Here is a 12,598-nt window from a genome sequence, read left to right as displayed (position 1 = left end):
ATGCAACAAAGACCAAATAAGCTGTTTGAACCAGCTCAACTGAAAGCGTTGTCACTACAAAACCGCATTGTCATGGCACCAATGACTCGCGCACGCACCACTCAGCCGGGCAACATCCCGAATGAGATGATGGCAACGTATTATCAACAACGCGCTTCTGCCGGGCTGATCATTTCCGAAGCCACACAAATTTCGGACGATTCTCAAGGCTATTCGTTCACCCCTGGCGTTTACACCGATGCTCAAGTGGCGGGCTGGCAGGGTGTGACCCAAGCGGTCAAATCACAAGGCGCAGCGATGTTTTGTCAGCTATGGCATGTGGGCAGAGTGTCTCACCCAACATTCCAAAATGGTGAACAGCCTATCGCGCCATCTGCGCTCGCTCCGGTAGAGACGCAAGTTTGGATTGCAGATGAACAAGGCAACGGCAATATGGTCGATTGTGTTGAGCCTCGCGCCATGACACAAGCGGATATCAACCGAGTTGTCGGTGATTTCGCGAACGCAGCCAAACGCGCTATTGAATCGGGTTTTGATGGTGTAGAAATCCATGGCGGGAATGGGTATCTGATCGATCAGTTCTTAAGAACCAACTCAAACCATCGAACAGACAACTACGGTGGTTCACGAGAAAATCGTATCCGTTTTCTTATCGAAGTAGTGGATGCAGTTATCGCCGCTGTTGGTTCGCATCGAGTTGGGGTGAGATTGGCACCATTCATTACGTTTAAAGATATGGACTGCCCAGATATCGTGCCAACGATCCTAGAGGCATCAAAACAGCTACAGGAGCGCGACATTGCCTACTTGCACTTGTCCGAGGCCGATTGGGCCGATGCACCAACGATTCCCGAGACGTTTCGAATCGAACTTAGAAAGCGCTTTCGCAACGCTATCATTGTCGCAGGTCGCTACGATCCTCAACGAGCAAACGAAGTGTTAGAGAAAGGCTACGCGGATCTTGTCGCATTCGGACGACCATTCGTAGCAAACCCAGACTTGGTCTCTCGATTGCAACATCACCATCCGTTGGCAGAACTCGATGGCTCAACGTTGTTTGGCCGGAAACGAACGAGGCTACACCGATTACCCTGCTCTGCAACAGGAATGCGCAGAACAGGCCTAACAAAAAAAGCCCCAACCTAGCTGCTACGGTTGGGGCTGTCACCAAACTAAAATTGGTTTTAGCTAGCTTAATCTGGCTAAGAGTTAAATCACTTCTAACGCGCCGCAGCGCCAAGGTTCAATAACGACTTTGATGTGGTCATTTGGCGTCATTAACTGTCTAAACGCATCTTCCACACCATCGATTCCCACTTTGGCGGTGAGCATTTTCTGCCAAGGCAACGTGTGTTCGGCAATCGCTTGTAGGCATTGCTCAAACTCGTGCGGTTGGTAGTAGTAAGAGAATCTCAAATCGAGCTCTTTTACCGTCGCGTACGCGTAGTTAATGATTGCGGGTGTAGTATGGATACCCGAGATGACGATTCGCGCTCGGGCAGGGGCGCGGCGCAGAAAATCGTCAATCAAAGTATGCTTGCCAACACACTCGTAAATGACCAGACGTGAGTTCATCGCGTACTGTTCACCAACGGCGATCTCGTCTTCCCTGGTCGGGTTGATCAATCGATTTGCGCCAAACTCACTAGCAAGTTGCAGTTTCTCTTCCTGAAGATCGACCGCAAGAATATTGCTCACGCCACGTTGTTTCAGTGCAGCAATCACCGCCAGCCCTATAGGGCCGCAACCGACAACCAGCGCGGTTTCTTCCGTTTCGATTTCACTGCGATTGACCGCGTGCAAACCGACTGCCAGTGGTTCGGTCAATGCCGCCGCCTCAGACGGCATTCCGTCTGGGACAGGTAGCAATAACGCTTCATCAAGCAGGAAGTACTCAGAGTAAGCACCATAAGTACCTGGAGTGACACCAACGCCCGCGCCATTTTGACTGAGCAACATCGGCACTGAGGTGACTCGGCGACCAACAGCCAACGTCTGCTGAGTGTCAGCACCGTATTCGACAATTTCCGCACAGAACTCGTGCCCTAACATCACTTGAGCGTGCTCACCGGCTTCATCAGGCATCAACCCGAGCTGGTGGAATACATCAAATACCTCATCCGCGTGTCGAGTAATGTGAAGGTCGGAGCCACAAATACCGCAAGCTAGACTACGAACCAACACTTGTCCCGCTGCGGGTTTGGGGATTCCGACTTGCTTCAGGCGGACACTACCATCCTGCATTATGATACTGTTCATCTGTTGCATGGGGTTACTCCGCTAGCTCATCGCTGAGACCAGCAATCGCACCCGGTTTGATGTAGCGCGCGGTGAAGCCTTGTGCTTTCGCTGTTGCAATAACAACTTGCTCAATCCAACCTGCATCCATGATGTTGATGAAGTTACCTTCTTCGTCAAAGTTAATGTTTGCACCAGTGATCACCATAAAACCGTCGGCACCGCCTGAGCTTTCAGGGCAGTGGAAGGTATGAATCGAACCACCTGGCTCATATAAGTAGCTACCAGCGGTTTGGACTTGGTCTGGATACTCGATGTAGTGCCACGCGCCACTCAGTGTGTAGAAGTGCACCACACCAGTGTGGAAGTGCTTAGGTAGAGTCACGCCCGGTTTGAACTTGGCGCGAATCACCCACGTACCGTTTTCTGGATCAAGAAACAATGGGTAAACATCCACACCCGGTAGCGCGTCTTTGATGAGCGACTCCTCATTGGTATTAAGAGTTAATAGGAAATCTTGATGCTGAATAACTTCTGGTAATGACATAACTTACATCCTCGCTATTGCTGTAATGTGGCGTGCTCGCCTATCCCATGAGTGGGTACTTAAAATTCTCGAAGCCGTCAGATGCACTGACGGTACAGCCGTTGATACAGTTGGCTTTCTCGCTGACCAGAAACGCCACCACATCAGCAATCTCTTCTGGTTGTGTGAAGTTTTGACGCATCTGTTCTTTGCGGATGTGGTCCCACAGGCCAATCTCTTCGTATTGCCTTAACATCGGAGTATCAACGCGTCCCGGAGCGACAGCGCAAACACGAATACCCAATGGTGCGAGTTCTAATGCGGCGCATTTGGTCATCATATCGACTGCGGCTTTACTGACGTTGTAGGTAAAGGTCATCTCAGACGCCATTCGTGCGTAAACAGAAGAAGTATTGAGGATCACGCCCGGCGTGCCTTGCGCTTGGAATTGTCTTCCAGAGGCAAGAATGCCGTAGTAAACGCCATTTTGGTTGACCTTAGAGATCGGCTCAAAATCGGCAATTGGGTCGTGGTCAAGCAGAGGTTTCGGTGCACCGATGCCCGCGTTGTTGACCATGATGTCAAGCGAGCCAAACTGTTCGACCGCGCACTTCACCATAGCTTCAACTTGTTGGTAATCGGTGACGTCCGCGACAAAGGTTCCCAACTGCTTTGAGTCAAAACTTGTGTACATTTGCAGTGATTGTTCTGAAATATCGACAGCAAGCACTTTGGCTCCTTGCTCTCTCAGCTTTGCAATGATGGCTTGGCCAATTCCACCAGCCGCCCCAGTCACAATGGCCGTTTTATTGATAAGTTCCATACTGCTTCTCATCCATGCGTTGTTGTTATCAAAATGTAACCTAGATCAACTCACTGACACTCACTTGACCTTTTGCGAAGTAAATTTGATACATTGCGATTTACAACCTGTTAACATTTAAAAATCGAGACATGTATATCGTACGAAGTGGCGCTGCCGATAAATTTGATAGCTTGGTTTCCGAACTGGGGCAGAATCCGGTTGAGATTATGGCTGCCGTCGGGCTGTCTGCGGCGCAGTTTCGCAATCCCGATACGTATCTCGCCTACCCTAGGCTGGCTGAATTGCTGGAGGAAGCGGCTGCTCGTTGTCAGCAACCGCTGTTTGGCGTGTTGCTCGCCGAGCGTCAAAACCTACAGAGCTTGGGAGACTTACCAATGCTGGTTTCCCGGGCGCAAACGGTCGGTGAAGCCTTGGCGCGGGTGAATGATTTTCTCTATCTGCATTCGTCAGGGGTCACTCTCAACATGACGCCACAAGATGATTGGGTACGGTTGTCGCTCAATATTGATGTGCACAGCGAACGAGGTATCGCGCAGTTGATGCAGCTCAGTGTGTCGCATCTGGCGATGTTTATTGCCAGTCTGCTTGATATTGAAGAAAGTCACTTCGCGCTACATTTGACTCAACACGCAACATTGGAAGTAGAAAAAAGCAAGTTTGCCCAGCAGAACAAACTGCGTTTCGGTGATAAGTTTGACGGTATCCTACTTAAAGCGACTCTGCTTAACGCTAAGAACCACCAAGATGAAGACGCACTAGAGCGCCATTTTCAACAGCACCTCAAAGAGCTGCAAACCCGTTACCCCAACAATCTCAGTGACCAAGCAGCAAACATGATTGGCCGTCTGCTCTCAACCGGAGAATGCAGCGTTGAGCGCGTTGCAAGAGCATTGGACCTGCATCCGAGAATGCTGCAAAACAAGCTGAAACAACAGGGCACAAATTATCGACAGCTTTTACAACAAGTGCGTCAGGATTTCGCCGAACAGCGATTGCATGAGAATATTCAGAGTATTACTGATATCGCGTTGCAACTGGGCTATGCAGAAACTGCGGTCTTCAGCCGCCACTTTCGTCGCTGGACGGGAAAATCACCAAGGCAATGGCGACAAGAAAAAACTCAGTTACAAACGTTTAAGCCCATCAGTTAAAAGCATAAATAACCTATCGTTCAAACCAAAAAGTGTGAGGTGGGAGGGTTGGTATCGAGAATTTCAGCAATCACAGATAACCCGTGTTTGATGTAGCCTCGGTTTGTTTCTGCTCCCAAGCTGATTCGCACGTAAGGCATTGGCTGATTAGTATCGAGAACAAACGGTTTATATCCAGTGATCTGCACCCCTGAACGCTTAGCCGAAGCAACCAGGTCATCGCTATTCCACTGCTCGGGTAGTCTCAACCAAATGTGCTGTCCATTCGGGTGCGAGCTATAAACATGCCCTTCTAAAGCGGCTTTTGCTATTCGCTGTCGCTTAGCAAACTCATTGACTTGAAAGCGAATAAGTCGATTTAACGTACCGTTTTCGATCCACAAATGAGCAACTTCAAATGGTAATGGAGTCGCAGACCAACTCGTTGCCGCTAAACGACCAATCGCGTGCTGCAAAAAATGACGTGGGACCGTCAGATAGCCAGTGCGCATGCCTGGCGCTACAACTTTGGTTAAACTGGTGACATAGAAAGCTTGTTCGGGTAACAATGTGGCAAGGGGTGGGACACGGTTAGGTTCTAGTGCTCCATACACGTCATCTTCAATGACATAGATGTCGTATTGCTGCGCAATATTCGCTATCGCCTCTCGGCGTTCAACATCCATATGCGCACTAGTCGGGTTAGCCATGCTAGGTGTGCAACACAATACCTTGATTGGTTTGTGTTTACATGCCCATTCAAATGCATCCGGCGTTATACCAAACTCATCCATTTCAAGTGGTTGCAACTTAAATCCAAGCATTCTCGAGCGAGAGATCAAGCCATGATCAACCAAGTGACCACAAGCAACTACATCACCGTGTTCAACAACTGTGCTTAAAGCCAACGTTAAACCATGGCATGCACCATTTGTGAGTAATATTTGATCGGCACCCACATCCAGCCCTTGGCTACTTAGAAATCGCGCTCCTGACTCAATATGATGAGGCTGACCTGTTACCGGCTTTGCTTTACTGATCAAACCACGATTGTTTGTTTGCCCAGCAATCTCCATTAACGCCTGATTAAAAAGCGTAATGTGGCGATCGGTCACCACTGGATGTGCAATCGACATATCAATTTCATCCGGCGTTTCTTTCATCTCTTGTGTCAGCATGAACTCCGTGTCCGTACTTTCATCCACAAAACCTGATTTGACAAAAGTACCATTCCCAACCCAAGACTCGATCGCCCCTTTTTTCTCTGCATAACCATATGCATGGCTCACCGTTTGTACGCTGACGCCAATTTGCTCTGCAAACTCACGATGTGTGGGTAATCGAGTCCCCGGTTTTAGATAACCACTGCGGACACATTCGACAAGATAGTTACCAATGGAGATGTATTTAGCGGTGCCTGGCCGAATGATCGGGTTCAAAGAAATTGTCATGACACAATATTTTAATTGATTCATTTTTAACGCTCATTGTAACTTCCATTTAACAATTGGCGAACTTTAACTCACAAAATGAGGTGAAATGCACAAAAATAAACCACAATTGTAATGATTGACATGAAATGTATGGGTTAAACAAACATGTTAAACAGCATCGTTTAATCCAAATACAACCCCAGAGGTAAGTTGCAATCATTTTTAACGCAGATCTGGCTAGCTGGTAGAAGGTAGAAATACCTCAGCGTCTCCGAAGGCCCATAAGGCGTCGGATTTCTAACAAGGAGAAAATATGAGAGGCGTTGCTTTGCATTTTACACTGGATGAGTTCCAGGATCGGTTAACGAAAGTTCGGCAATCGATGGAAGAAAGAGAATTGGATGTCCTTATCATTCATGACCCTTCTAACATGGCGTGGCTGACAGGCTATGATGGGTGGTCTTTTTACGTGCCACAATGTGTCGTTGTTGGTCCATCTGATGAACCCGTTTGGTTTGGACGCTGCCAAGATGCCAACGGAGCATACAGGACTGCGTATATGTCGGCAGAAAACATCACCTACTATCCAGACCATTATGTAATGAATCCGCCGCTACACCCGATGGATTTCCTGGTCGAAGCCGTACTGGCTCCGCGCCTTTGGGATCGTGGTCGTATCGGTGTAGAAAAAGATAACTATTACTTTAGCGCCACCGCTTACGAATCACTCACCACGCACCTACCGAATGCTCAACTTCTCGATGCAACTGGACTAGTCAACTGGTGCCGCGCCGTTAAATCCGATCAAGAACTGGCGTACATGTACCGTGCCGCTCGCATTGTTGAAAATATGCACCGTGTCGCGTTCGACATGATTGAACCAGGATTACCGAAACACCACCTTGTTGCCGAGATTAACCGCCAAGCCGTGCTCGGGCATGAAGACCACTTTGGCGATTACACCGCGATTGTGCCGCTTTTGCCATCAGGTTCTGATGCTTCCGCACCTCACCTGACCTGGGATGACAGACCGTTCAAGAAAGGCGAAGGGACGTTTTTTGAAATTGCAGGGGCGCACCGCCGATACCATTGTCCACTCTCTCGCACTATTTTTCTTGGCGAGCCTGACGACAAGTTTAAACGAGCCGACGAAGCCCTAACTTTAGGGCTTGAAGCAGGCTTGAAAGTGGCAAAGCCCGGAAATACCTGCGCCGACATCGCCAATGCACTAAACCAGGTTCTCGATAAAGCGGGATTCTCACGCGAAGGCGCCCGTTGTGGCTATCCAATAGGTTTGAGCTACCCGCCAGATTGGGGGGAACGAACCATGAGTTTGCGAGACACCGATAAAACCATCTTGAGAGAAGGCATGACATTCCATTTTATGCCGGGGTTGTGGTTCAAAGATTGGGGATTAGAAACAACGGAAAGTATCGTCATTACCCATGATGGAGCAAAAACGCTGTGTGACTTTCCACGCCACTTATTTGTTAAACACTAATTTTTCAAACCTCAAGCTCTGTTGAGCTAGGTCTGAGAACTAAAAGGACTTGATATGCAAAAAAGCTCGATCACAGCCACCATAGACTTTGACCGAGAAGGTGTACAGCACGGCTTTTTAACGCTGCCCTATTCACATGACGACTCCGCTTGGGGAAGTATTATGATACCTATCACCGTGATCAAAAATGGTCACGGACCAACCGCACTGCTTACTGGCGGTAATCACGGAGACGAATACGAAGGCATCACCAGCCTGCTAAAATTGACGAACTCGCTTCAGGCAGATCAAATCCAAGGTCGTGTCATTATTGTACCCATGATGAACTTACCTGCGGTACAAAATGCCTCACGTACGTCGTTTATCGATAAAGGGAATTTAAATCGCAGCTTTCCCGGCAACCCCATAGGCACAGTGACCGAGAAAATTGCGGATTATTTTACTCGTTACCTAGTTCCTAAGTGCGATTTTGCGTTAGACATTCACTCAGGTGGCAAAACGTTAGATATCGTGCCATTCGCCGCTGCCCATCGTCTCGACAATCTCGATCAAGAAGAATCCTGCATATTAGGTGCAAAACTGTTTGGCGCACCTTACACCATGATCTTGCTCGAAATGGACGCCACCAGCATGTATGACACTGCCGTGGAGTCTCAGGGAAAAATCTTTGTTACCACCGAACTAAGAGGAGGCGGAACCAGCACTCCAGAAACCATCGCTTATTCCGACCGTGGCATTCGCAACTTCTTACGCTTCTCAGGCAACTTGCCCGGTGACTACGAACAACCAACCCAACCAACTAAATTATTAGATATGCCTGATGCAAGTTGTTATGTGCAAAGCCAACACCACGGCATCACAGAATACTTATTTGATCTTGGCGATACCGTCAAAAAGGGAGATGTATTAGTGAGAATCTTCTCGACCGAGCGCACAGGTACCGCCCCCGTTGAGTACAAGTCACAGCGCAATGGTATTTTCGCGGCACGTCGTTTTCCTGCTATGGTGAATATCGGTGACACTATCGCAGTTATAGCCGAAGACTGCGGCGAGATAGGCTGATTGAAAAGCCAACTAAAGAAATCAAAACAAATGGCATACCAGAAGCAAACTGGAAAGCACCTTATAACAGCGACCAGTCATCAGCCTTTATGAAATGATTAGTATTCAACAGGGAGACTCATAATGCGCCTCGATCGCTACGACGTAAAAATTCTACAAATACTTCATGATAATGGTCGTATCACCAAATCTCACCTTGCCGAGGCCATCAACCTATCCGTGAGCCCTTGCTGGGAGCGCGTCAAAAAACTGGAAGAAGCAGGCATCATTGAAGGTTACGGAGCAAAAGTAAATACCGATATTTTGTTCAAACGAACGTCAGTTATGGTTGAAGTTACGCTCAAAGAACACAACGCCCAAGCGTTCAAACGCTTCGAGCAACTGGTTCAACATTCACCAGAAGTCACTGATTGCTATGCCACGGGCGGTGGTATCGATTACATCCTTAAAATTCAGTCAGAAGATATCGACCATTATCAGCGGCTTATCGACAACTGGTTAGACTCAGATGTGGGCATTGAGCGCTACTTTACTTACATTGTGACAAAAACAATCAAACGTGATGCGGGCACATTCGAAGTAAACCAAAACGCTTTGTTATAAAAGGGAAAATGCGTATCAGGCGTGAACAGAAAAAACACCATATTTAACGGCACTAAAAAGAAAGTTCTGACGTTTTAAACCTCGGTATCAGAAATTACTTCGGTCACTTCTCCATTACAGTTTCATTATGGACAACGATGCTGGGAGAAGGACTCATGACAGCACTGCACAGCTTACACGCTGAAGAATTAAAAGCCTCGCACGACATGATGGCGATAATGAAAGACGTACGTTTGGTGAGAGGTTTAGCGTACGTGAATGGCAAATGGGTAAGTGGTGATCAATTTCATCCGGTGGATAATCCAGCAGATGGCACGGTCATCGGTTACATCACTAAGCTATCTCAGCAACAACTCTATCAAGCGATTGATGAAGCCGACCAAGCCTTTCGTCAATGGCGAAAAATGCAAGCAGAAGAGCGCGCTGAAATTCTCATGCGTTGGCACGACCTGATTCTAGAATCAAAGCAAGACCTTGCTCATTTGATGGTGATGGAGCAAGGAAAAACACTAGGTGATGCTGTAGGTGAGATTGACTACGGCGCATCCTTTGTTCGTTGGTTTGCCGAAGAAGCACGCCGCTGTTATGGCGAAACCATCCCAAGTCATATTCCGAATGCGCAGCTATCAACGGTGCGCGAGCCAATTGGTGTCGCAGCACTGATTACGCCATGGAACTTTCCTAATGCCATGATCACACGCAAAGCCGCAGCCGCACTAGCAATAGGCTGTCCGGTGCTCATTAAGCCAGCCAGTGAAACGCCTTTTTCTGCGTTAGCGTTGGCAGAGTTAGCAGATCGAGCTGGCTTTCCACCTGGTGTGTTTAACGTGATCACTGGCGATGCGGTGATGGTGTCACAAACCTTGTGTCACTCCGATAAAGTCAAAGCGCTCTCGTTCACAGGCTCAACTCGAGTAGGCAAACTATTGCTACGCGACGCGGCACAAACCGTGAAGAAGTGCAGTATGGAACTCGGTGGTAACGCCCCTTTCATCGTGCTGCCAGATATGGATGTCGAGCAAGCAGCCAAAGCCGCCGTGGATGCGAAGTTTCAAACCGCAGGACAAGACTGCTTGGCCGCAAACCGTATTTTCGTCCCTGACGATAAGTACGAAGCGTTTTTGGAAGCGTTTGCCAAAGAAATGAGCCACATCGTTTTGGGCAATGGCTTAGACGAAAAAACCACCATGGGACCACTTATTAATCGCACTGCGGTGGATAAAGCGCATGATTTGGTGCGTGACGCGCTCGACAAAGGCGCGCGATTGGTAGCGGGATACCACCAGCCCGTACCAGGCGAAAACTTCTTCGCGCCGACATTGCTAGCCGATGTAACCCCTGAAATGGCGGTGTATCGCGAAGAGAATTTTTGTCCTGTGGCAGGCGTATTGCCTTACCAAGACTTAGATACCGTGATTGAAATGAGCAACGACACTGAGTACGGCTTAGCTGCCTATGTTTATGGTCACGATATTCACCAAATTTGGCACTGCATGCGCGGTTTGGAGTTTGGCATGGTGAGCGTGAACTCCGTCAAAATGACAGGGCACCCTATCCCATTCGGCGGCGTGAAACAGTCTGGTCTTGGACGAGAAGGAAGCCGTCACGGATTTGAAGAATACAGCGAAATCAAATACTGCTGCTTAGGCGCTTTACCAACCGTCAGTGGCAGTTGAGACACGAAATATGGATATCCAATTATTCGAGGAGAAGGATCATGAGTAACAAAACCCAACAACTTTTAGAGATCGATCGTCAGAGAGTATTTCATGCCTCAACCCACCTGAAGCAGTATGCGGCCGGGGAGCTTCCGGGAAGAATTATCTCGAGCGGAAGCGGAATACGCATCACCGATTCAGAAGGCATCGAGCTGATAGACGGCTTTGCCGGGTTGTATTGTGTAAACATTGGCTATGGCAGGACCGAAATGGCCGATGCGATTTATGAGCAAGCCAAAGAACTGGCGTACTACCACACGTACGTCGGTCATACGAACGAAGCGCTCGTGACACTGTCAGATCGCATCATCAAAATGGCGCCTGAAGGCATGAGCAAAGTTTACTACGGCATGTCAGGCAGCGACGCGAACGAAACTCAACTTAAGTTGGTATGGTATTACAACAATGCTCGTGGTCTACCAGAGAAGAAAAAAATCATTTCGCGTGACCGCGGCTACCATGGTTCAAGTATCGCGTCCGGTTCAATGACAGGTTTGCCGCTGTTCCACGCCCATTTTGATTTACCACTTGAGCGTATCAAACACACCATCGCGCCATATTATTATCGCCGTGAAGACGAGAGTATGTCTGAGCTCGAATTCTCTCAATATTGCGCAGATCAACTCGAAGCGATGATCTTGGAAGAAGGCCCAGAAACGGTAGCAGCAATGATTGCAGAACCAGTGCTCGGTACTGGCGGTATTGTGCCACCACCAGCAGGGTACTGGCAGGCGATTCGCAAAGTGCTCGACAAATACGATGTACTCTTGATTGCGGATGAAGTGGTGTGTGGCTTTGGTCGCCTCGGCTCCGATTTTGGCTCACTGCACTACGACATGAAACCAGATCTCATCACGGTAGCGAAAGGGTTAACCTCAGCGTATCAACCGCTGTCTGGCGTGATCGTCGGTGAACGAGTTTGGAGTGTGCTAGAAAACGGCACCGACCAATGGGGCGCTATCGGACACGGTTATACCTACTCTGGTCACCCAATGGGAGCGGCAGCCGCGAACTGCAACCTCGATATCATTGAACGTGAAGGCTTGGTAAAAAACGCGGCCGAAGTCGGCGCTTACTTGCAGCAACGCATGGCGGAGACGTTTAGCGATCATCCATTGGTCGGTGATACTCGTGGCGTTGGCTTGTTGCATGCGTTGGAGTTTTCTTCAGACAAGCTCCGCCGTGCACACTTTGATCCAAACTTGAAAGTAGGCCCGCAAATCGCGGCGGCCTGTTTAGAGCAAGGCTTAATCGCTCGCGCTATGCCACATGGTGACATCCTCGGTTTTGCTCCACCGCTTATCGCGAATCGTAACGATATAGACACCATTGTCGACAAAGCGCATCAAGCGGTAAACAAAGTGATGGATAACCTCGTCACATCTAAACAGTGGCAGCCATAACCCACCTAGATTTCAGTAATGCTCGCGGGCTTTGGAGAAGGCCCGCTTTGCACTTTCCATTAAAGAGACAACAAGCCAACCAAACATTTTAGACCCATAGAAAGCACTATTATTTACTACAAGTGGCAATAGTGGGTAAAATGCCCAAAATTGCGCAC

10 protein-coding genes and 1 pseudogene are annotated in these 12,598 nt (G+C 48.6%); 7 read left to right on the top strand and 4 right to left on the bottom strand.

Annotation, left to right across the window (positions count from 1 at the left end; all coding sequences use genetic code 11):
• Nucleotides 1-1,126, top strand: a pseudogene (locus R7E00_RS01135) (alkene reductase).
• 83 nt (nt 1,127-1,209) lie between these two features.
• Here the strand turns inward: R7E00_RS01135 and R7E00_RS01130 are convergent.
• The 3 genes from R7E00_RS01130 to R7E00_RS01120 are packed head-to-tail and all read right to left on the bottom strand — an operon-like array spanning nt 1,210 to nt 3,587.
• Nucleotides 1,210-2,268: a zinc-binding dehydrogenase gene (locus tag R7E00_RS01130; protein ID WP_161441365.1), complete on the bottom strand. Its 1,059-nt coding sequence runs from the start codon at nt 2,266-2,268 to the stop codon at nt 1,210-1,212.
• Between the two features lie 4 nt (nt 2,269-2,272).
• Complete coding sequence (locus tag R7E00_RS01125) at nt 2,273-2,785, bottom strand: 2,4'-dihydroxyacetophenone dioxygenase family protein (protein WP_053349309.1); 513 nt, start codon at nt 2,783-2,785, stop codon at nt 2,273-2,275.
• A 40-nt stretch (nt 2,786-2,825) separates the two neighbouring features.
• Entirely contained in the window at nt 2,826-3,587 is a 762-nt protein-coding gene (locus tag R7E00_RS01120; protein WP_053349310.1) for an SDR family NAD(P)-dependent oxidoreductase, read from the bottom strand.
• 131 nt (nt 3,588-3,718) lie between these two features.
• Here R7E00_RS01120 and R7E00_RS01115 point away from each other — a divergent pair, with 131 nt between their 5' ends.
• The gene (locus R7E00_RS01115; RefSeq protein WP_262606158.1) at nt 3,719-4,741 is read left to right on the top strand and encodes a helix-turn-helix domain-containing protein; all 1,023 of its coding nucleotides are present in this window, start codon (nt 3,719-3,721) and stop codon (nt 4,739-4,741) included.
• Between the two features lie 20 nt (nt 4,742-4,761).
• On the opposite strand, the gene R7E00_RS01110 is transcribed toward R7E00_RS01115, so the two are convergent.
• On the bottom strand, nt 4,762-6,195 hold the full coding sequence (locus R7E00_RS01110; RefSeq protein ID WP_005387040.1) for a PLP-dependent aminotransferase family protein: 1,434 nt from the start codon (nt 6,193-6,195) through the stop codon (nt 4,762-4,764).
• A gap of 271 nt (nt 6,196-6,466) precedes the next feature.
• Here R7E00_RS01110 and doeA point away from each other — a divergent pair, with 271 nt between their 5' ends.
• The 5 genes from doeA (at nt 6,467) to R7E00_RS01085 (ending at nt 12,440) form a co-directional block, all read left to right on the top strand.
• Nucleotides 6,467-7,654 carry an ectoine hydrolase DoeA gene (gene doeA / locus R7E00_RS01105; RefSeq protein WP_005373780.1) on the top strand — a complete coding sequence of 396 codons (1,188 nt, stop codon included), beginning with the start codon at nt 6,467-6,469 and terminating at the stop codon, nt 7,652-7,654.
• A gap of 54 nt (nt 7,655-7,708) precedes the next feature.
• Nucleotides 7,709-8,716, top strand: coding sequence for a N(2)-acetyl-L-2,4-diaminobutanoate deacetylase DoeB (doeB, locus tag R7E00_RS01100; RefSeq protein WP_186585487.1), 1,008 nt, complete (start codon nt 7,709-7,711; stop codon nt 8,714-8,716).
• Nucleotides 8,717-8,839: 123 nt separating this feature from the next.
• Nucleotides 8,840-9,319: an Lrp/AsnC family transcriptional regulator gene (locus tag R7E00_RS01095; RefSeq protein ID WP_186585489.1), complete on the top strand. Its 480-nt coding sequence runs from the start codon at nt 8,840-8,842 to the stop codon at nt 9,317-9,319.
• Nucleotides 9,320-9,474: 155 nt separating this feature from the next.
• Nucleotides 9,475-10,995 carry an NAD-dependent succinate-semialdehyde dehydrogenase gene (locus R7E00_RS01090; protein ID WP_213915982.1) on the top strand — a complete coding sequence of 507 codons (1,521 nt, stop codon included), beginning with the start codon at nt 9,475-9,477 and terminating at the stop codon, nt 10,993-10,995.
• Nucleotides 10,996-11,036: 41 nt separating this feature from the next.
• Entirely contained in the window at nt 11,037-12,440 is a 1,404-nt protein-coding gene (locus R7E00_RS01085; protein ID WP_017633577.1) for an aspartate aminotransferase family protein, read from the top strand.
• Nucleotides 12,441-12,598 lie beyond the last annotated feature (158 nt).

The organism is Vibrio sp. Vb1755, assembly GCF_033338635.1.
Classification (GTDB): Bacteria; Pseudomonadota; Gammaproteobacteria; order Enterobacterales; family Vibrionaceae; genus Vibrio; species Vibrio alginolyticus.
The sequence above is the reverse complement of the archived record's forward strand: the minus strand, read 5'-3'. Positions and strand labels throughout refer to the sequence as shown.